Origin of the sequence: Stenotrophomonas sp. DDT-1 (assembly GCF_001580555.1) — a bacterium.
Taxonomy (GTDB): domain Bacteria; phylum Pseudomonadota; class Gammaproteobacteria; order Xanthomonadales; family Xanthomonadaceae; genus Stenotrophomonas; species Stenotrophomonas sepilia.
The window spans coordinates 162,785-180,975 of the sequence record NZ_LEKR01000003.1 but is presented as its reverse complement, the minus strand read 5'-3'; the positions used below and the strand labels follow the sequence as shown (position 1 = coordinate 180,975).

The 18,191-nt window shown below is 66.3% G+C and carries 20 protein-coding genes and 2 tRNA genes; 14 read left to right on the top strand and 8 right to left on the bottom strand.

The window, feature by feature from the left end; all coding sequences use genetic code 11:
* The 3 genes from AB839_RS02880 to AB839_RS02870 all read right to left on the bottom strand — a co-directional run.
* Positions 1–2,250: monovalent cation/H+ antiporter subunit A (locus AB839_RS02880; protein WP_061478207.1), on the bottom strand; the 2,250-nt coding region annotated here is incomplete at its 3' end.
* Positions 2,251–2,581: 331 nt separating this feature from the next.
* The gene (locus AB839_RS02875) at positions 2,582–3,067 is read right to left on the bottom strand and encodes an Mpo1-like protein (protein ID WP_061478206.1); all 486 of its coding nucleotides are present in this window, start codon (positions 3,065–3,067) and stop codon (positions 2,582–2,584) included.
* 139 nt (positions 3,068–3,206) lie between these two features.
* Positions 3,207–4,133: a phosphoribosylaminoimidazolesuccinocarboxamide synthase gene (locus AB839_RS02870; protein WP_061478205.1), complete on the bottom strand. Its 927-nt coding sequence runs from the start codon at positions 4,131–4,133 to the stop codon at positions 3,207–3,209.
* A 144-nt stretch (positions 4,134–4,277) separates the two neighbouring features.
* Between AB839_RS02870 and AB839_RS02865 the strand changes: the two genes are divergently transcribed.
* The 10 genes from AB839_RS02865 (at position 4,278) to AB839_RS02820 (ending at position 12,739) form a co-directional block, all read left to right on the top strand.
* The gene (locus AB839_RS02865) at positions 4,278–4,607 is read left to right on the top strand and encodes a DnaJ domain-containing protein (protein ID WP_008265098.1); all 330 of its coding nucleotides are present in this window, start codon (positions 4,278–4,280) and stop codon (positions 4,605–4,607) included.
* A 57-nt stretch (positions 4,608–4,664) separates the two neighbouring features.
* Positions 4,665–5,342: a ribulose-phosphate 3-epimerase gene (rpe, locus tag AB839_RS02860; RefSeq protein WP_061478204.1), complete on the top strand. Its 678-nt coding sequence runs from the start codon at positions 4,665–4,667 to the stop codon at positions 5,340–5,342.
* A 12-nt stretch (positions 5,343–5,354) separates the two neighbouring features.
* Positions 5,355–5,837 carry a GNAT family N-acetyltransferase gene (locus AB839_RS02855; RefSeq protein WP_061478203.1) on the top strand — a complete coding sequence of 161 codons (483 nt, stop codon included), beginning with the start codon at positions 5,355–5,357 and terminating at the stop codon, positions 5,835–5,837.
* Positions 5,838–6,060: 223 nt separating this feature from the next.
* On the top strand, positions 6,061–6,996 hold the full coding sequence (gene yegS, locus AB839_RS02850) for a lipid kinase YegS (protein WP_061478202.1): 936 nt from the start codon (positions 6,061–6,063) through the stop codon (positions 6,994–6,996).
* 200 nt (positions 6,997–7,196) lie between these two features.
* On the top strand, positions 7,197–8,672 hold the full coding sequence (gene trpE, locus AB839_RS02845) for an anthranilate synthase component I (protein ID WP_061478201.1): 1,476 nt from the start codon (positions 7,197–7,199) through the stop codon (positions 8,670–8,672).
* 67 nt (positions 8,673–8,739) lie between these two features.
* On the top strand, positions 8,740–9,519 hold the full coding sequence (locus AB839_RS02840; protein ID WP_061478200.1) for an SIMPL domain-containing protein: 780 nt from the start codon (positions 8,740–8,742) through the stop codon (positions 9,517–9,519).
* Between the two features lie 2 nt (positions 9,520–9,521).
* Entirely contained in the window at positions 9,522–10,109 is a 588-nt protein-coding gene (locus tag AB839_RS02835; protein WP_005419831.1) for an aminodeoxychorismate/anthranilate synthase component II, read from the top strand.
* A 16-nt stretch (positions 10,110–10,125) separates the two neighbouring features.
* Complete coding sequence (trpD, locus tag AB839_RS02830; RefSeq protein ID WP_061478199.1) at positions 10,126–11,157, top strand: anthranilate phosphoribosyltransferase; 1,032 nt, start codon at positions 10,126–10,128, stop codon at positions 11,155–11,157.
* 74 nt (positions 11,158–11,231) lie between these two features.
* Complete coding sequence (gene trpC / locus AB839_RS02825) at positions 11,232–12,026, top strand: indole-3-glycerol phosphate synthase TrpC (protein WP_061478198.1); 795 nt, start codon at positions 11,232–11,234, stop codon at positions 12,024–12,026.
* On the top strand, positions 12,023–12,739 hold the full coding sequence (locus AB839_RS02820) for a haloacid dehalogenase-like hydrolase (RefSeq protein WP_005419826.1): 717 nt from the start codon (positions 12,023–12,025) through the stop codon (positions 12,737–12,739). Before trpC ends, AB839_RS02820 begins: the two co-directional genes overlap by 4 nt.
* A 97-nt stretch (positions 12,740–12,836) precedes the next feature.
* Here the strand turns inward: AB839_RS02820 and AB839_RS02815 are convergent, their stop codons facing one another.
* Positions 12,837–13,598, bottom strand: a complete 762-nt coding sequence (locus tag AB839_RS02815; protein WP_061478197.1) for a sulfite exporter TauE/SafE family protein — start codon at positions 13,596–13,598, stop codon at positions 12,837–12,839.
* Positions 13,599–13,732: 134 nt separating this feature from the next.
* Positions 13,733–14,422 (bottom strand): cAMP-activated global transcriptional regulator CRP, encoded by a 690-nt coding sequence (crp, locus tag AB839_RS02810; protein WP_010482649.1) that lies wholly within the window; start codon positions 14,420–14,422, stop codon positions 13,733–13,735.
* Positions 14,423–14,571: 149 nt separating this feature from the next.
* Between crp and speD the strand changes: the two genes are divergently transcribed.
* The gene (gene speD, locus AB839_RS02805) at positions 14,572–15,366 is read left to right on the top strand and encodes an adenosylmethionine decarboxylase (RefSeq protein WP_005411315.1); all 795 of its coding nucleotides are present in this window, start codon (positions 14,572–14,574) and stop codon (positions 15,364–15,366) included.
* A gap of 168 nt (positions 15,367–15,534) precedes the next feature.
* The gene (gene sugE / locus AB839_RS02800; protein WP_005419816.1) at positions 15,535–15,855 is read left to right on the top strand and encodes a quaternary ammonium compound efflux SMR transporter SugE; all 321 of its coding nucleotides are present in this window, start codon (positions 15,535–15,537) and stop codon (positions 15,853–15,855) included.
* A gap of 82 nt (positions 15,856–15,937) precedes the next feature.
* On the opposite strand, the gene coq7 is transcribed toward sugE, so the two are convergent.
* Complete coding sequence (gene coq7 / locus AB839_RS02795; protein WP_053443613.1) at positions 15,938–16,582, bottom strand: 2-polyprenyl-3-methyl-6-methoxy-1,4-benzoquinone monooxygenase; 645 nt, start codon at positions 16,580–16,582, stop codon at positions 15,938–15,940.
* Positions 16,583–16,779: 197 nt separating this feature from the next.
* On the opposite strand from coq7, the gene rplM reads away from it, so the two are divergent.
* Entirely contained in the window at positions 16,780–17,208 is a 429-nt protein-coding gene (gene rplM, locus AB839_RS02790) for a 50S ribosomal protein L13 (RefSeq protein WP_005414692.1), read from the top strand.
* Positions 17,209–17,210: 2 nt separating this feature from the next.
* Positions 17,211–17,603, top strand: a complete 393-nt coding sequence (gene rpsI, locus AB839_RS02785; RefSeq protein ID WP_005411311.1) for a 30S ribosomal protein S9 — start codon at positions 17,211–17,213, stop codon at positions 17,601–17,603.
* A 323-nt stretch (positions 17,604–17,926) separates the two neighbouring features.
* Here rpsI and AB839_RS02780 read toward each other — a convergent pair.
* Positions 17,927–18,001, bottom strand: a tRNA-Gln gene (locus AB839_RS02780).
* Positions 18,002–18,056: 55 nt separating this feature from the next.
* A tRNA-Met gene (locus AB839_RS02775) sits at positions 18,057–18,133 on the bottom strand.
* Between the last annotated feature and the right edge of the window lie 58 nt (positions 18,134–18,191).

The window sequence follows — 18,191 nt, the reverse complement described above, 5'->3', positions numbered from 1 at the left end:
CTCGCCGAAGGTATCGAAGCCGCGGAAGTCGACCAGGATCACGTTGACCACGTTCTGGCCGTAGGCCTCGGGCAACGCGCGGGCGAGCAGCTCGCCGGCCATGGTGTTCGGCGGCAGGGTCATCGCCGAATAGGCCAGCGCGCCAAGCCCGGCACCGGCGATGATCGCGATCACCGCGTCGCGGCGCTTGCGCCAGCGCGGCCGCTCCGGGCCGGACTGCGCAGGCAGGTAGTTCATGCCCAGCAGCATCAGCACCAGCGTCACCATCTCCACCAGCAGCTGGGTGAGGGCCAGGTCGGGCGCGGACAGGAACACGAAGGTCAGCGCCACCATCAGGCCGACGCCGCCGACCAGCAGCACCGCCAGCAGGCGCTGCTTGTAGATGCGCAGGGTGGCGACCGCGCAGGCCATCATCACCAGCCACAGGGCCCAGCCCAGCAGCGGAATCGGCTGCGGCGCGGTCCAGTTCGGCGAGGCAGGGTTGGCCACGAACGGCGCAGCGGCAACCACGATCGCCACCAGCACCAGGCCCAGCAGCATGCGCTGCAGGCTGCCATTGGCGATGCCGCTGGTCAGGCGCATGGCCAGCGCGGACACGGCGTCCAGCTGGGCGTGGAACACGTTGCGGCCCGTGCTGACATTGGTCACGGCATGCAGGTTGATCAGCCTGCGCAGGCCGAAGTACAGCGCCACGCCACCGACCACGCCGATCGCGCTCATCGCCAGCGGCAGGTTGAAGCCGTGCCACACCGCCAGGCTGTATTCGGGCATGGCGGTGCCGAGGATCGAGGCCGCAGCGGCGTGCAGCACCGGCGCGACGGTCAGTGCGGGTGCCACGCCCACCGCCACACAGATCACCACCAGCAGCTCCACCGGCACCTTCATCCAGCGCGGCGGCTCGTGGGGCACGCGGTCCAGGTCGTGCGGGCCAGTGCCGAAGAAGGTGTCGTGCACGAAGCGCAGGCTGTACGCCACGCCGAACACACCGGCCAGCAGCGCAGCGATCGACACCGCCGTGCGCATCGCGCCCGGGCCGCCACCGGCGGTCAGTGCCTCGGCGAACAGCATTTCCTTGGACAGGAAGCCGTTGAGCAGCGGGATGCCGGCCATCGCCAGCGAGGCGATGATCGCCAGCGCACTGGTGAACGGCATCAGCCTGCGCAGCCCCCCCAGCTTGCGCATGTCGCGGGTGCCGGTTTCGTGGTCGATGATGCCGGCGGCCATGAACAGCGAAGCCTTGAAGGTGGCGTGGTTGAGGATGTGGAACACGCCGGCGACCACCGCCATCGGCGTGGACAGGCCGAACAGCAGGGTGATCAGGCCCAGGTGGGAAATGGTCGAGTACGCCAGCAGGCCTTTCAGGTCGTGCTGGAAGATCGCGTTCCAGGCACCGATCAGCAGGGTCAGCGCGCCGATGCCGCTGACCGTATAGAAGAACAGGTCGCTGCCGGCCAGCGCCGGATGCAGCCGCGCCAGCAGGAACACGCCGGCCTTCACCATGGTGGCCGAGTGCAGGTAGGCCGAGACCGGGGTCGGCGCTGCCATCGCGTGCGGCAGCCAGAAGTGGAACGGGAACTGCGCGCTCTTGGTGAAGATGCCGGCCAGCACCAGGAACAGGGCGTACGGGTACAGCGTGCTGGCGCGGATCTGCTCGCCGGCGGCCAGCACCACATCCAGGTCGAAGCTGCCGACGATGCGGCCGATCAGCAGCACGCCACCGAGCAGGGCCAGGCCGCCGCCGCCGGTGATCACCAGCGCCATGCGCGCGCCTTCGCGTGCGTCCTGGCGGTGCGACCAGAAGCCGATCAGCAGGAACGAGCTGATGCTGGTCATTTCCCAGAAGATCATCAGCAACAGCAGGTTGCCCGACAGCACCATCCCCAGCATCGCGCCCATGAACAGCAGCAGGTAGCAGTAGAAGCGGTGCGCGTTGTCCTGCTGGCTGAGGTAGTAGCGCGCATACAGCACCACCAGGGCGCCGATGCCCAGCACCAGCCCGGCGAACATCCAGGCCAGCCCGTCCAGGCGCAGGGTGAAGTCCAGGCCGATCTGTGGAAGCCAGGGGACCAGGGTGCGAACCACCTGGCCATCGAGCACCGCCGGGGTCAGCCAGCCGAGGATGGCCAGCCCGCCCAACGGCGCCAGCGCCGCCAGCCAGGCAGCAGTCGAGCGCGAACTACGGGGGAAGGCCGCAACAGCCGCTGCCATCAGGAACGGCAGGGCCAGCAGCAGGGGCAGGCTGGAGAGCATGCAGGGAATCCATGATTCACGAGCAGGTCAGGGAGAATAACAGGCTGCGAAATGTCGCCGAAACCCATCAAACAGCGATCAATTGCATGTAACGTTCGCTGATTCATTTTTTCTGCGGCGCAACATCACGTTCCTGCGGTCCCTCCCGGTTGCCCTCGGGGGACACCCTACGCCCACGCAGGGAGACCGCAGGCCCTGTCGCACAGGGGCTGCCGTCAACAGACGGGAGGCGGGGAGCGAGTCACCGGCGCAGGCTGGCAGGGCCGCCGTGGAGTGTGGGTGATGGAATTCGCCCGTTCAGGAAACGACGGCCGCTGTCGACCGCCGGCGATCAGTAGCGCCAGTCGAGCTTGCGATAGAACTTGGCCATCACCCAGGCCGGGCCGATCAGCAGGTAGGTCAGGTCGGTCAGGAAGCTGGGCTTGCGACCCTCGAACGTGTGGCCGATGAACTGCGCGATCCAGGCCACCACGAACACGCCCACCGCCAGCCAGCGCAGCGCCTGCAGGCCGATCTCGGCCTCCAGCAGGCGGCACAGGCAGCCGAATACGAAGAACTGGACGAGCATGCCGATGCCCAGCGGGCGCGACAGCTTGTTGTAGAAGCACCAGGCGCTGAACATCGCGAACGCCGACCAGATGCCGTACTGGAACCAGGTGATCAGCGGCGGCAGGCACCACAGCAGGGCCACCACCGACCACAGGATCGCCGGCACCGCCACCACGTGGATGCGCTGGTTGATCACGTTGCGGTGGTCGTCGGAGTAGCTGGCGAAATAGCGGTCGATCGGCCGCGCAAGCTCGGTGGATGTCTGCATGCTGCGTCGCTTCCTCGGACAACGGTAGTGCCGGCCGCTGGCCGGCAAACCAGAGCATAGCCGAGTTCGCGACGTTGCCGGCCAGCGGCCGGCACTACCGAACGCGCCCCCAGCCTTTGCGGCCAGGGGCGCAGGCGGATCAGTCGACGCTGATCCCGGCCAGGCGCTGCAGCGCCTCGGCGTACTTGGCGCGGGTGCGCTCGATGATGTCGGCCGGGATGTTCGGACCCGGGGCGGTCTTGCCCCAGTCCAGCGTCTCCAGGTAATCGCGCACGAACTGCTTGTCGTAGCTCGGCGGGCTGGTGCCCACTTCGTACTCGTCGGCCGGCCAGTAACGCGAGGAATCCGGCGTCAGCATCTCGTCCATGATGTACAGCCGGCCATCGGCGTCGGTACCGAACTCGAACTTGGTGTCGGCCAGGAGGATGCCGCGCTCGCGGGCGTAATCGGCGGCGAACTTGTAGATGCGCAGGGTGGCGTCGCGCACCCGCTCGGCCAGTTCCGCACCGACCTGCTTCACCATCGCGTCGAAATCGATGTTCTCGTCATGGTCGCCGACTGCGGCCTTGGTCGAGGGTGTGAAGATCGGCTCGGGCAGCTGTTCGGCCTGGCGCAGGCCGTCGGGCAGGTCGATGCCGCTGACCTTGCCGGTGCGCTGGTAATCCTTCCAGCCGCTGCCGATCAGGTAGCCGCGGGCGATCGCTTCCACCGGCACCGGCTTCAGCTTGCGGGTGACCACCGCGCGCTTGGCGTACAGCGCCGGGTCCACGCCTTCGGGCAGCACGCTGGCCACGTCGATGCCGGTCAGGTGGTTGGGCATCAGGTGCGCGGTCTTGGCGAACCAGAAGTTGGAGACCTGGCAGAGCATCTCGCCCTTGCCCGGGATCGGGTCGGGCAGGACCACGTCGAACGCCGACAGGCGATCGGTGGCCACCATCAGCAGGTAGTCGCCCGGCGGGGTTCCGGCTGGCAGCCGCTCGCGCGGGATATCGAACACATCACGCACCTTGCCGCGATGGCGCAAGGGCAGGCCGGGGAGATCGGATTGCAACAGCGTGGTTGGCACGGGCACTCCTGGGGCGTTGTCGATACGGCTGCTGCCCAACGGACCCGGCGGGCCCGCTGACCAGCGGGCGGCCTAGTGTAAAGCCGTCCGGGCCCGCTGTGACGTAAAATGAGCGTCCATTTCGTCGGTCGACCCCGGAGCGCCATGCGCTGGTACGGAAAACTGCTCGGATTCATCGCCGGCGCCCTGCTGTTCCGGCCCAATCCGCTGTTCGGCGCGGTGGTCGGCCTGCTGATTGGCCACGCCTTCGATTCGGACTGGTTCCGCCTGAACAAGGAGAACCCGTACCGGGAGCTGGGGCTGACCTCCGAGGCCACCGATGCCGAGATCGAGCGCGCCTACCGCAAGCTGATCTCGCAGTACCACCCCGACAAGCTGGGCGGTGCCGCCCCCGAGCTGCAGCAGCAGGCCGAGCAGAAGTCGCGGCGGATCAACGCCGCCTACGACCGCATCAAGACCCTGCGCAAGCGCTGACCCGACAGTCCCGCCTGCGGGCGGGAGAATCCTTTCCCCGTTCCGAAGGCCCCGGCCATGTCCAACTGCCTCATCGCCCCGTCCATTCTCTCCGCCAACTTCGCCCGCCTCGGCGAGGAAGTCGACAACGTCCTCGCCGCCGGTGCGGATTGGGTCCACTTCGACGTGATGGACAACCACTACGTGCCGAATCTGACCATCGGCCCGATGGTCTGCCAGGCCCTGCGCAAGCACGGCGTCACCGCGCCGATCGACGTGCACCTGATGGTCGAGCCGGTGGACCGCATCATCCCGGACTTCGCCGAGGCCGGTGCCACCTACATCAGCTTCCACCCGGAGGCCAGCCGCCACGTGCACCGCACCATCCAGCTGATCCGCTCGCTGGGCTGCAAGCCGGGCATCGTGCTCAATCCGGCCACCCCGGTGGACATCCTCGACTGGGTGCTGGACGACCTGGACCTGGTGCTGCTGATGTCGGTCAACCCGGGCTTCGGCGGCCAGGCCTTCATTCCCTCGGCGCTGGACAAGTTGCGCGTGGTCCGCCAGAAGATCGATGCCAGCGGCAAGGACATCCGCCTGGAGATCGACGGTGGCGTGAAGGCCGACAACATCGGTGAGATCGCTGCCGCCGGCGCCGACACCTTCGTGGCCGGTTCGGCCATTTTCAACGCCAGGACCAGCTACCAGGACGTGATCGCGCAGATGCGCGCCAACGTCGCTGCGGCACGGGGCTGAGCCATGAGTACGGTGGCCGTGTTGAACATTCGCCCGGCCACCGTGGCCGATGCTGGCCTGATCCTGCATTTCATCCGCGAGCTGGCGATCTACGAGAAGGCCGAGCATTCGGTGCAGACCGATGAGATCGGCATCGCCGAGAGCCTGTTCGGCGCCGACGCCACCGCCCGCGCGCTGATCTGCGAGGCCGACGGCGAGGCCATCGGCTATGCGGTGTACTTCTACAACTACTCCACCTGGCTGGGCCGCAAGGGCATCTACCTGGAAGACCTGTACGTCAGCCAGGAAAAGCGCGGTGCCGGTGCCGGCAAAGCGTTGCTGAAGTACATCGCACGCCAGGCCGTGGCCGAGGGTTGCGGTCGTTTCGAATGGTCGGTGCTGGACTGGAACACTCCGGCCATCGAGTTCTACACCGCTGCTGGCGCGAAACCGCAGGATGAGTGGACCGTGTACCGGCTGCAGGGGCAGGCGCTGCACGATTTCGCCGACGGTTGACGTGAAATGCATCCACGCATGGCGTGGATCTACTGCCGGCAAAAAAAGGCCACGCCAATCACTGGCGTGGCCTCGCTGCATGCGTGGGAGGCTGATCCTGCCTCCATCCGTCGTCCCTGCTATGGCCTTCCATTCTCCAGCAGCTGAATGACATCTGCGTGACATTCACCGCGGGCAAACAGCGCGTTGCTAGCCTGTGCCACCGCATCCCTGGAAGCTCTGCATGACCACCCCGCGCTGGCGCCTGATCCTCAACGGCAAATCCGCCGGCAACGATGAGTTGCGCGACGCCGTCGGCCATTGGCGCGGACAGGGCGTGCAGCTGGAAGTGCGGGTGACCTGGGAGGACGGTGACGCCGAGCGCTATGTCGCCGAGGCGATCGATCATGGCGTGGATGTGATCGTGGCCGCCGGTGGCGATGGCACGCTCAGTGCGGTGGCCGAGACACTGGCGCATCGTGAGGAGCTGGCAGATGCGCTGCCCTCGCTGGCGCTGGTCCCGATGGGGACCGCCAACGATTTCGCCACGTCGGCAGGCATTCCCACCGAGCCCGCCGATGCCCTCGCGCTGATCGGCCAGGTGCCGGCACGGCCCATCGACCTGTTGCGCGTGGATGCCGATGGCACGCCCTGGTGGTGCGCCAACCTCGCCAGTGGTGGCTTCGGCACGCAGGTGACGGTGGAGACCGATGCCGGCTTGAAGAAGATGCTCGGTGGGCTGGCCTACGTGATCACCGGCATCGCCAAGCTGGGCCGCATCGAGCCGATCGCCGCGCGGCTGTCCGGCCCGGACTTCGCCTGGGAAGGTGACTTCATCGCGCTCGGCATTGGCAATGGCCGGCAGGCCGGCGGTGGCCAGCAGCTGTGCCCGCAGGCACTGATCGATGATGGGCTACTGGATGTCACGGTGCTGCCGGAGCTGGAAGGCGAGGTCACCGCCACCCTTGGCCATATGCTGAAGGCGGGCACCCAGGCCGCACTGGAACAACTCGCCACGCGCGCGCGGTTGCCGTGGCTGCAGGTGGAATCCGAGCGTCCGTTGACGCTCAACCTGGACGGCGAACCGGTGCAGGCCCGTCACTTCCGCGTCGAGTGCGTGCCGGGCAGGGTGCGGATGCACCTGCCGGTCGGTTGCCCGTTGCTGGACGGGCAGGGGTAGAGTCATCGGTCCCCGTGGCCGCTGCGGGCGTCCCGTGGTTCAGTCTCCCGGGGTTCCCCTGCCGTCCAAGCTGCGATACAGTCAAGGGGTGTCCAGCCTGACGACCCCGCATACTCTTTCTTCCGCACGCCGTTGGTGGCGATGGTGGCCCGTTGCCGTCGTCCGCCCCCATAACGCTGTGTCCCGGAAGGAAAGTCGTCTTGAACTCGCACGCTCAGTTTCAGCAGCAGGCCGCTGAAGGCCACACCCACATTCCCGTCGTCCGCGAAGTGCTGTCCGACCTGGACACGCCGCTCTCGGTCTATCTGAAGCTCGCCGACGGCCCCAATACCTACCTGTTTGAATCCGTCGAAGGCGGCGAGCGCTTTGGTCGTTACTCGATCATCGGCCTGCCGGCGCGCCGCGTGTATGCCTTCCACGGCCACACGCTGACCGTGCGCGAAGACGGCCAGATGGTGGAAACCCGCGAGGTGGCCGACCCGTTCGCCGAGGTCGAGGCGCTGCGCAGTGCTCACTCGGTGCCCAAGCTGGACGGCCTGCCGGGCTTCACCGGTGGCCTGGTCGGCTGGTTCGGTTTCGAATGCATCGGCTACATCGAACCGCGCCTGGCGCCGCCGGCCGGCCGTGATGAACTGGGCACCCCGGACATCCTGCTGCTGGACTCCAATGAGCTGGCGGTGTTCGACAATCTCAAGGGCCGGCTGTACCTGATCGTGCATGCCGACCCCCGGGTCGAGGGCGCCTTCGAGCAGGCGCAGGCGCGCCTGGATGCACTGACCGTCAAGCTGCGCGCACCGGGCGCCGGTTATCCCGCCCCGCTCAACAGTGATGTGCTGGACGAGTCCGATTTCGTCTCCGGTTTTACCCGCGAAGGCTTCGTCGATGCGGTCCAGCGCAGCAAGGAATACATCCGCGCCGGTGACATCTTCCAGGTGGTGCTCAGCCAGCGCCTGAGCGTGCCGTTCAAGGCGCGCCCGGTGGATGTGTACCGCGCGCTGCGTGCACTGAACCCGTCGCCGTACATGTACTTCCTGGATGTCGGCGACCTGCAGGTGGTCGGCTCGTCGCCGGAAATCCTGGTGCGTCTGCAGGATGGCGAAGTCACCGTGCGCCCGATCGCCGGCACCCGCCCGCGTGGCGCCACGCCCGAGCTGGACCTGGCACTGGAAGCCGAGCTGCTGGCCGACCCCAAGGAACGCGCCGAGCACCTGATGCTGATCGACCTCGGCCGCAACGATGCCGGGCGCGTCTCCAGGGCCGGTACCGTGGAAGTGGGCGAGCAGTTCGTGATCGAACGCTACAGCCATGTCATGCACATCGTCAGCGAAGTGACCGGCCAACTGCAGCCGGGCCTGAGCTATGCCGACGTGCTGCGCGCCACCTTCCCGGCCGGCACCGTCAGCGGCGCGCCAAAGATCCGCGCGCTGGAAGTGATCCGCGAACTGGAGCCGATCAAGCGCAACGTCTACGCCGGCAGCATCGGCTACATCGGCTGGCACGGCGATGCCGATACCGCGATCGCGATCCGCACTGCGGTCATCAAGGATGGCCGCCTGTACGTGCAGGCCGGCGCCGGCATCGTCTACGACTCGGACCCGGACAAGGAATGGGACGAGACGATGAACAAGGGCCGTGCGCTGTTCCGCGCCGTCGCCCAGGCCGCCAAGGGCCTGTGACGCTCCCCGTGCCGTGGCCTGCGCCGCGGCATCTTCCGCTGTTCCCATTGAAGACAAGGAGTACCGCATGAAGCTGCTGAGCGCATTGCTGTGGTCGTCGCTGCTGGCCACGATGGCCCCGTCTGCGTGGGCGCAGGCCAATACCATTCCGTCGCAGCCGCACCTGCTGGTGAAGGGCGAGGCGCGTCGGGTGGTGATGCCGGACCGGTTCGGCCTGCAGTTGAACATCGAAGAGACCGACATGGATGCCGACGCCGCGCGGCGCCGCGTGCAGGACAACGTTGCCCGCGTGCTGGCACTGTTCAAGCAGCACAAGGCGGTGGAAGGCAGCGTGCGCGCGGACAACCTGCGGATCGGTCCTGCGACGCGCTATGAGCAGAACCGGCAGGTCTTCATCGGTACCCGCGTGTCGCGCCAGCTGCGCGCCAGCTTCGCCAGCGTGAAGGCGATGCAGGATGTGCTGGGGGCGTTGAAGGCCGACGAGAACGTACAGGTCAGCAGCCTGGCGCCAACCTATTCGGGTGAAGTGGCGCTGCGCCGCGAACTCAAGGGTGAGGCGGCGGCCCAGACCCGCGAGTCCGCGCAGGGCCTGGCCAAGGCCTACGGCACCCGGCTGCGCGGCCTGTACAGCATTTCCGACGTAGCGCCGAACTTTGCTTATGGCATCCAGGCCGGCAGTTGGCCGAGCAGTGGGGATCTGGTGACGCCGCCTTCGCCGCCCGCGCCCGAGGCACCGATGAACAGCATCGAGACCACGGGCTCCCGCCTGCCCGAGTCGGTCGAAGCCGGCCCCATCACCTACACCGAAAACGTGTACGCCATTTTCCTGATAAGCGACGGAACCTGACCATGTTGTGGATGATCGACAACTACGACAGCTTCACCTACAACCTCGTGCAGTACCTGCAGACGCTGGGCGCCGAGGTGAAGGTGGTGCGCAACGATGCGATGAGCGTGGACGAGATCGCCGCGCAGAAGCCCGAGCGCATTGTCATTTCGCCCGGCCCGTGCACGCCCAACGAAGCAGGCGTGTCGCTGGAGCTGATCCAGCGGCTGGGCCCGACCACGCCGATCCTCGGCGTGTGCCTGGGCCATCAGGGCATCGGCCAGGTCTACGGCGGCACCGTGATCCGCGCCGGCAACATCATGCATGGCAAGACCTCGCCGATCCGCCATGAAGGAAAGGGCGTGTTCGCCGGCCTGCCGGACCGCTACCAGGCCACCCGCTACCACTCGCTGGTGGTGGACAAGAACAGTCTGCCGGACTGCCTGGAAGTGACCGCCTGGACCGAGAACGAGGACGGCTCGATCGAAGAGATCATGGGCCTGCGCCACCGCCAGTTCCCGGTGGAAGGCGTGCAGTTCCACCCCGAATCCATCCTCACCGAACACGGCCACGCCCTGCTGCGCAATTTCCTGCAGCGTCCGGCGGCCTGATCCAAGGAGCATTCCCATGAGCTTCTCCCCCCAGGAAGCCCTGCAACGCACCATCGAGCACCGCGAGATCTTCTTCGACGAGATGGTCGACCTGATGCGGCAGATCATGCGCGGCGATGTCTCGCCGATGATGACCGCCGCCATCCTCACCGGTCTGCGGGTGAAGAAGGAAACCATCGACGAGATCGCCGCCGCCGCCACGGTCATGCGCGAATTCGCGCTGGCGGTGCCGGTGGCCGACAGCACCCACCTGGTCGACATCGTCGGCACCGGTGGCGATGGCTCGCACACCTTCAACATCTCCACCTGCGCGATGTTCGTGGCGGCTGCGGCCGGTGCGCGCGTGGCCAAGCATGGCAACCGCAGCGTGTCGTCCAAGTCCGGCAGCGCCGATGCGGTCGAGACGCTGGGCGCGGCCATCGAGCTGCAGCCAGCGCAGGTGGCCGCTGCCATCGAGCAGACCGGCATCGGCTTCATGTTCGCGCCGATCCATCATCCGTCGATGAAGGTGGTCGCGCCGGTCCGGCGCGAGATGGGGGTGCGCACCATCTTCAACATCCTCGGTCCGCTGACCAACCCCGCCAGCGCGCCGTCGGTGCTGATGGGCGTGTTCCATCCTGATCTGGTGGGTATCCAGGCGCGCGTGCTGCGCGAGCTGGGCACCGAGCGCGCCATGGTGGTCTGGGGCCGCGACAACATGGATGAGATCTCGCTGGGCGCCGGCACCCTGGTGGGCGAGTTGCGCGACGGCAAGGTGCGCGAGTACGAGATCCACCCGGAGGACTTCGGCATCGCCATGTCGGCCAGCCGCAACCTGCGCGTGGACAGCCCGGAGCAGTCCATCCAGATGCTGCGCGCGGTGCTGGACAACGAGCCCGGCCCGGCGCTGGACATCGTCGCGCTCAATGCCGGCGCCGCGCTGTACGTGGCCGGCGTGGCCAGCGACATCGGTGATGGCCTGGCCCGTGCCCGTGCTGCCATCGCCAATGGCAGCGCCCGCCAGCGCCTGCAACAGTATGTGGAGACCACCCGCGCGCTGGTTGCCTGAGCGCGCGGTTCAGCCTGACCCCGTCGATGGCCGATAATGGCCGTCCTCAGCGCCCCCGCACCGAATCGAAGACGATGAGCGACATCCTGCAGACGATCCTGGCCCGCAAGGCCGAAGAAGTGGCCCAGCGCCGCGCCCAGCGCCCGCTCGAGGCGCTGCAGGCCGCCGTGGCCAGCGCCCCGCCGGTACGTGGCTTCGTACGCGCGTTGCAGGCGGCCGTGGCCAACGGCGACCCGGCGGTGATTGCCGAGGTGAAGAAGGCCAGCCCGTCCAAGGGCGTCATCCGCCCCGATTTCCGGCCGGCCGATATCGCGGTCAGCTACGAGTTCGGTGGTGCCAGCTGCCTGTCGGTGTTGACCGACGTGGACTTCTTCCAGGGCGCCGATACCTACCTGCAGCAGGCCCGTGAAGCCTGCACGCTGCCGGTGCTGCGCAAGGACTTCGTGATCGACGCCTACCAGGTGTACGAGGCGCGCGTGCTGGGCGCCGACTGCATCCTGCTGATCGTCGCCGCGCTGGACGACACCCAGCTGGCCACGCTGTCCGAACTGGCGTTGTCGCTGGGCATGGACGTGCTGGTGGAAGTGCACGACATCGACGAGCTGGAGCGTGCCCTGCAGGTGCCGGCGCCGATGATCGGCATCAACAACCGCAACCTGCGCACCTTCGAGGTGTCGCTGCAGACCACGCTGGACATGCAGCAGGCGGTGCCGCGTGACCGCCTGCTGGTCACCGAGAGCGGCATTCTCGGCCCGCAGGACGTGGCGCTGATGCGCGATGCAGGCATCCATGCCTTCCTGGTCGGCGAGGCCTTCATGCGCGTGGAAGAGCCGGGCGAGGGCCTGCGTCAGCTATTCTTCGCAACATGACAACGCACTATCCGACGCCGCGCGAGGATGCGCCGCTGGTGGTCTTCGACTTCGACCACACCCTCTACGACGGCGATTCGGGTACCCACCTGTTCGCCTCGCTGATCAAGCGCAACCCGTTGCGCATGCTGGCGGCGCTGCTGGTCACGCCGATTGCCGGGCCGATGGTGGCGATGCTGCCGACCCGTCGCGCGGGCATCTCGGTCTATGTGTGGATCGGCAGCTTCGGCCTGCACCGTGCGCGCGATTTCAACAAGGTGATCGACGCCTACGTGCTGCGCAACCAGGCGCAGATGCGCGCCAAGCTGCTGCCGCAGGCGCTGGAGGTGTTCGCCGCGCACCGCGCCAAGGGCGATCGCGTGGTGGTTGCCACCGGCGCGCCGCCGGAGCTGGCCCGCGCGATCCTGGCCTTCGTCGCCCATCAGGATGTGCCGGTGATCGGCACCGAGGTCGGCCCGCGGCTGGGCGGCGTCGGTCCCACCCGTCACTGCCACAACGAAGAGAAGATGCGCATGCTGCGCGAACGCGGCTATGGCGACATCGATATCGCCTATTCCGACAGCACCGCCGACCTTCCGCTGCTGCTGGCGGCCAAGGCGCCGGTGGTGGTGAACCCGAAGCCGGGGCGGGTGGCGTTCTTCCGCCGCGTGCTGCCGGCCGGCACCCGCATCCTCAACTGGGGATGCGTGGATCGCGGCGGCGACAAGGCCTGACCCGCGCCTGTTGTAGAGCCGAGCCATGCTCGGCTGCTCTTCGTTGCGGGATCCGTGCGTCCTCAGCCGAGGATGGCTCGGCTCTACAGGGGATGCTTCAGCGGTAGAGGTGCCCGTACACCGCATGCCCGATCTGGAACAGGCTGATGCCCAGCACCAGCACGCCGACGGCCACCAGCACCCAGCGCTCCTTCACCCGCTTGACCAGGATCGCCGCCACCGGCGCGGCCATCATGCCGCCGATCAGCAGGCCGGCGACGATCTGCAGATGCTGCACGCCCATCGACAACAGGAAGGTCGCTGACACCGTCAACGTGACCACGAACTCGGCTGCGTTGACTGTTCCGATGGTGGTGCGCGCCTGGCCGCCGCGGGCGAGCAGGGTGGACGTCGCGATCGGCCCCCAGCCACCGCCGCCACTGGCGTCGAGCAGGCCGGCGAAGAAGCCCAGCACCGGCACCCGGCGTATCTCGCCCTTGGGCATCCAGCGCCCAGCGGCGCGGGCCAGGATGAGGATCGCCAGCACCAGCAGGTACAGGTAGATCAGTGGCCGGATGATCTCGCCCGGGACCTGCGTGAGCACGTACGCGCCCACGGCACCGCCCACTGCGCCGGGCAGGGCCAGGCGCAGGAACAGGCGTTTATCGACATTTCCGGCTGCGAGGTGCGACACCCCCGAGGCGCCCGTGGTGAACACTTCTGCGGTGTGGATGCTGGCGCTGACCTGTGCCGGGGGCAGGCCCATGCTCAGCATCACCGACGAGGACACCAGGCCGAACGCCATGCCCAATGCACCGTCCACCAGCTGTGCGCCGAGGCCGATGAGGATGAACCACCAGAATTCGCTGCTCAGCTCCATGTACCGAGCCTAGCCCAGCGGGCCGCGCAGGGGCCGTGTAGAGCCGAGCCCTTGCGCGGCTGCCTTTGACGTACCGCAGCCGAGCGTCGGCTCGGCTCTACAGGATGGCTCGGCAGCGTTGGGTTGCCTTGCAATCAACGGGTGCCGTACAGCACCACGGTCTTGCCGCGGGCATGCAGCAGGCCGTCGGTCTGCAGCTTCTTCAGCACGCGGCCGGCCATTTCGCGCGAGCAGCCGACCAGTCGCGCCAGTTCCTGTCGCGAGACGCGCAGCTGGCTGCCCTGCGGGTGGCTCATCGCCTCCGGTTCCTGCGCCAGGTCGTGCAGGGTGCGCACGATCCGGTCGGTAACGTCCAGGAATGCCAGGCGGCTGGCCTTGCGGCTGGTGTCGAGCAGGCGCTTGGAAATCTGCTGGCCCAGCGCATACAGCAGGCGCGGGGCATCGGCCGACAGCGGGCCGAGGAAAAGCTGATGCAGGCGCTCGTAGCTGATTTCAGCCAGCTCGCAGGCGGTACGGGTCCGCAGGATCACCTCGCGGCGGTCCGATTCGACGAACAGGCCCATCTCGCCGACGAACTCGCCGGCACCGAAGTAGCCCAGCACAAGCTCGCGATCGTCATCTTCCTCGGCCATGATCGAAACCGAGCCGCTGATGACGTAATACAGGGTTCCCGCCGGGTCTCCGGGCCGGAAGACGTCGGTACGGGTGGGATATCGCCGCCTGTGGCTGTGCGCCAGGAAACGATCGATTGTGGCGATATCCAGGGCCAGTGGACTGCTAGCTAGGCGCACGGTTGACACGATAGGAGCGCTCCCTCTGCGCATGAACGGATTCACGGGGTCGATAGCGGAGCTTAACCAGCGCAATTGTTAAGGGCAAACAGTGTGCCAGAACTCTTGCGTCTTCACGTTCCCCCCGGGGGCAGTTTGCCCCATAATTCCCCCTTTCCCTTCTTACACAGGAATCGACCGCCGTGGTCAAGCCGTTGCCTCGCCTGAGGCTGCAGGGTTTCAACAACCTCACCAAGGCGCTGAGCTTCAACATCTATGACGTGTGTTACGCGCGCACCGAAGAGGAGCGTCAGCGTTACATTGAATACATCGATGAAGAGTACAACGCCGACAGGCTGACTCAGATCTTGACCGATGTCGCCGAGATCATCGGCGCCAACATCCTGAACGTGGCCCGCCAGGACTACGATCCGCAGGGTGCCTCGGTGACCATCCTGATCTCCGAAGAACCGGTGATCGACAAGAAGCTGGCCGGCAAGGAGCTGATCTCCGACGCCGTGGTCGCGCACATGGACAAGAGCCACATCACGGTCCATACCTACCCGGAAACCCATCCGCAGGAAGGTATCGCCACGTTCCGCGCGGACATCGACGTGGCCACCTGTGGCGTCATTTCCCCGCTGAAGGCCCTGAACTACCTGATCGAGAGCCTCGAGTCGGACATCGTGATCATGGACTACCGCGTCCGTGGCTTCACCCGCGATGTGAAGGGCAAGAAGCACTTCATCGACCACAAGATCAACTCGATCCAGAACTTCCTGGCCAAGAACATCAAGTCGCGTTACGAGATGTTTGACGTCAACGTCTATCAGGAGAACATCTTCCACACGAAGATGCACCTGAAGGACTTCGACCTGGACCAGTACCTGTTCGAGGAAAAGGCCAAGAACCTGTCGTTCAAGGAACGCATGAAGATCGAAGCGCTGCTCAAGCGCGAGATCGAAGAGCTGTTCCACGGCCGGAACCTGTCCGAGTAAGCCCCATGTGCGATGCCCGCAGGCATCGCCACCCAGGCGGGACGACCCGCCCCGTGGAACCAGTGCCCCGCACGCGTTACAGTTCCACGGTGATGTACCGACCCACGGCCCGGTGTGAAAACACCGGGCCGTTTCGTTTTTCTCAAGAAAGGTAAGGAGCCCCCACCCATGCCCTGGATCTACCTGCTGCTGGCCGGCCTGTTCGAGATCGGTTTCGCCCTCGGAATGAAGTACTCCGAAGGCTTCAGCAAACCCCTGCCCACCGTTGCCACGGTGGTATCGGCCCTGATCAGCCTGTACCTGATGAGCCAGGCGATGAAGAGCATCCCGGTCGGCACCGCCTATGCGATCTGGACCGGCATCGGTGCCATGGGCGTGGCTGTGCTCGGCATCTACCTGTTCAATGACAGTGCGTCGCCGGCCCGCCTGGCCTGCGTGGGCCTGATCGTGGCCGGCGTGATCGGCTTGAAGCTGGTGTCGCCCAACTGATTGATGGCCCGACCAACGGTCGGGCCCCACCGTCGCCCCCCGCACCTCCTGGTAGGCCCGCACCGTTGGTGCGGGCGACCCTTCAAATGCGGTAGGCGATGGTCTTCATCACCCTGGAGGCCAGCGCCATCACGCCCGGGATCGGGAACGGCAGGCGGCGTGCGCCGGCCTGCTCGGCGTGCTCCGCATGGCGGGCTTCGTCTTCCTTCATCACCTGGATGACCGCGCGGCTGCGCAGGTCGCTGGCCGGCAGGTCGACCAGGTGTTCGTCCAGATGGGCTTCCACCTGGCGCTCGGTTTCGACCACGAAGCCCAGGTTCCAGCCGTCGCCACGCAGCCCGGCCAGGGTGCCGATGGTGTAGCTGCCGGCATACCAGAGCGGGTTGAACAGGCTCGGACGGCTGTCCAGTTCGCCCAGGCGGGTGGCGCACCAGGCCAGGTGGTCGGTCTCTTCCTGGGCCGCTTCCAGCAGGTGTTCACGCGTGGCCGGGTCGCGGGCCACGGCGGCCTGGCCGAAGTACAGGCCCTGCGCGCAGACCTCGCCGACATGGTTGATCCGCATCAGCCCGGCCGCATGGCGGCGTTCAGTGCTGTCCATGCCCGGCTCGTCGGTGTCCGCAGCCGGGTAGGGACGGGCCGCCGGCGGGTTGCCGAACACCGTGTCCAGGGCGCGCTGCGCCTCGGTCAGCAGGTGGTCCAGCGGGGTGATCTGGCGGAGCACGGTCATGGCGGTACACGGTGGGGCGGAAGACCCCGCGATTCTCGCCCGGCCCCGTCCCCCTGCCAACCCGGTCAGGGGCCGGCTTGCAACGGGGGTCTGACCTGCGTACAATCCCGCCTCTTACGCTTCACCTTTTCACAACGCGTGGCAGAGTTCCGGTGAGCCTTTCGCCGCAATGAGCCCGACCTAACCTAGAGTTCTTCATGAGCACTTTCACTGCCAAGAACGAGACCGTCCAGCGCGACTGGTACCTCGTCGACGCCGAGGGCAAGACCCTGGGCCGTCTCGCCACCGAGCTGGCCCGCCGTCTGCGCGGCAAGCACAAGCCGGTCTACACCCCGCACGTTGATACCGGCGACTACCTGGTCGTCATCAATGCAGAAAAGATTGCCGTCACCGGCAAGAAGCTGCAGGACAAGATGTATCACCGTTTCACCGGTTACATCGGCAACCTGAAGACCGAATCCTTGGCACAGGCGCTGGAGCGCCACCCGGAGCGCGTGATCGAGATCGCCGTGAAGGGCATGCTGCCGAAGGGCCCGCTGGGTCGCCAGATGTACCGCAAGCTCAAGGTCTACGCCGGCACTGAGCATCCGCACGCCGCACAGCAGCCGCAGGTTCTGGATATCTAATCATGGCTATCACTCAAAACTACGGCACTGGCCGCCGCAAGTCCTCCACCGCTCGCGTGTTCCTGCGCAAGGGTTCGGGCAACATCACCGTCAATGGCCGTCCGCTGGACGAGTTCTTCGGTCGTGAGACTGCGCGCATGATCGTGCGCCAGCCGCTCGAGCTGACCAAGAACACCGAAAGCTTTGACATCCTGGTCACCGCCGCTGGCGGCGGCACCACCGGCCAGGCCGGTGCGATCCGTCTGGGCATCGCCCGTGCTCTGGTCGAGTACGACGAAACCCTGAAGTCCGAGCTGCGCAAGGCTGGCTTCATGACCCGTGACGCCCGTGAAGTCGAGCGTAAGAAGGTTGGTCTGCACAAGGCCCGCCGCGCCACCCAGTTCTCCAAGCGCTGATCTACCGCGCCTGGTTGGGCTCCTTCGGGAGCCCGCTGGATGGGAAAGCAAAAGCCCGGCTTCGGCCGGGCTTTTGTCGTTTCGGGGGGATGCATTTCCGGGTTGCCGGCCAGCGGCCGGCACTACCCATGGTTTCGCATCTCGGAAGGGGTGGGGTCAGAGCCCTTTCCTTTGGAAAAGGATCCGACCCCGGGCCTCTCTCTGGAGAAGAGTCCCCTTGTTGTTCAAGGGGGCGCGCCGACAGGCGCGGGGATAAGGTGGAATGCGCGACCAAATTAAAAGCAAAAGGCCAGATCTTTCGATCTGGCCTTTTGCTTTTAATTTGGCTGCCCCGGATGGATTCGAACCACCGAATGCCTGAGTCAGAGTCAGGTGCCTTACCGCTTGGCGACGGGGCAAAACGTGCAGCTATTTTCTCACTTTTCACACTGAAAAACAACTTGATTTTCAATGTGGTGGCTATGGGTGGACTCGAACCACCGACCCCAGCATTATGAGTGCTGTGCTCTAACCGGCTGAGCTACATAGCCTTGGTGAGCCCGCTATTCTGCGGATGTGTATCGGCCCTGTCAACACTTTTGTGCCGTG

What these genes read in the sequence shown, in the direction of transcription:
- trpC (WP_061478198.1), top strand. Translation starts at nt 11,232, where the DNA reads ATGAGCGACATCCTGCAGACGATCCTGGCCCGCAAGGCCGAAGAAGTG.
- rpe (WP_061478204.1), top strand. Translation starts at nt 4,665, where the DNA reads ATGTCCAACTGCCTCATCGCCCCGTCCATTCTCTCCGCCAACTTCGCC.
- sugE (WP_005419816.1), top strand. Translation starts at nt 15,535, where the DNA reads ATGCCCTGGATCTACCTGCTGCTGGCCGGCCTGTTCGAGATCGGTTTC.
- yegS (WP_061478202.1), top strand. Translation starts at nt 6,061, where the DNA reads ATGACCACCCCGCGCTGGCGCCTGATCCTCAACGGCAAATCCGCCGGC.
- AB839_RS02835 (WP_005419831.1), top strand. Translation starts at nt 9,522, where the DNA reads ATGTTGTGGATGATCGACAACTACGACAGCTTCACCTACAACCTCGTG.
- trpD (WP_061478199.1), top strand. Translation starts at nt 10,126, where the DNA reads ATGAGCTTCTCCCCCCAGGAAGCCCTGCAACGCACCATCGAGCACCGC.
- AB839_RS02820 (WP_005419826.1), top strand. Translation starts at nt 12,023, where the DNA reads ATGACAACGCACTATCCGACGCCGCGCGAGGATGCGCCGCTGGTGGTC.
- rpsI (WP_005411311.1), top strand. Translation starts at nt 17,211, where the DNA reads ATGGCTATCACTCAAAACTACGGCACTGGCCGCCGCAAGTCCTCCACC.
- AB839_RS02875 (WP_061478206.1), bottom strand. Translation starts at nt 3,067, where the DNA reads ATGCAGACATCCACCGAGCTTGCGCGGCCGATCGACCGCTATTTCGCC.
- AB839_RS02865 (WP_008265098.1), top strand. Translation starts at nt 4,278, where the DNA reads ATGCGCTGGTACGGAAAACTGCTCGGATTCATCGCCGGCGCCCTGCTG.
- AB839_RS02840 (WP_061478200.1), top strand. Translation starts at nt 8,740, where the DNA reads ATGAAGCTGCTGAGCGCATTGCTGTGGTCGTCGCTGCTGGCCACGATG.
- rplM (WP_005414692.1), top strand. Translation starts at nt 16,780, where the DNA reads ATGAGCACTTTCACTGCCAAGAACGAGACCGTCCAGCGCGACTGGTAC.
- coq7 (WP_053443613.1), bottom strand. Translation starts at nt 16,582, where the DNA reads ATGACCGTGCTCCGCCAGATCACCCCGCTGGACCACCTGCTGACCGAG.
- crp (WP_010482649.1), bottom strand. Translation starts at nt 14,422, where the DNA reads ATGCGCAGAGGGAGCGCTCCTATCGTGTCAACCGTGCGCCTAGCTAGC.
- AB839_RS02815 (WP_061478197.1), bottom strand. Translation starts at nt 13,598, where the DNA reads ATGGAGCTGAGCAGCGAATTCTGGTGGTTCATCCTCATCGGCCTCGGC.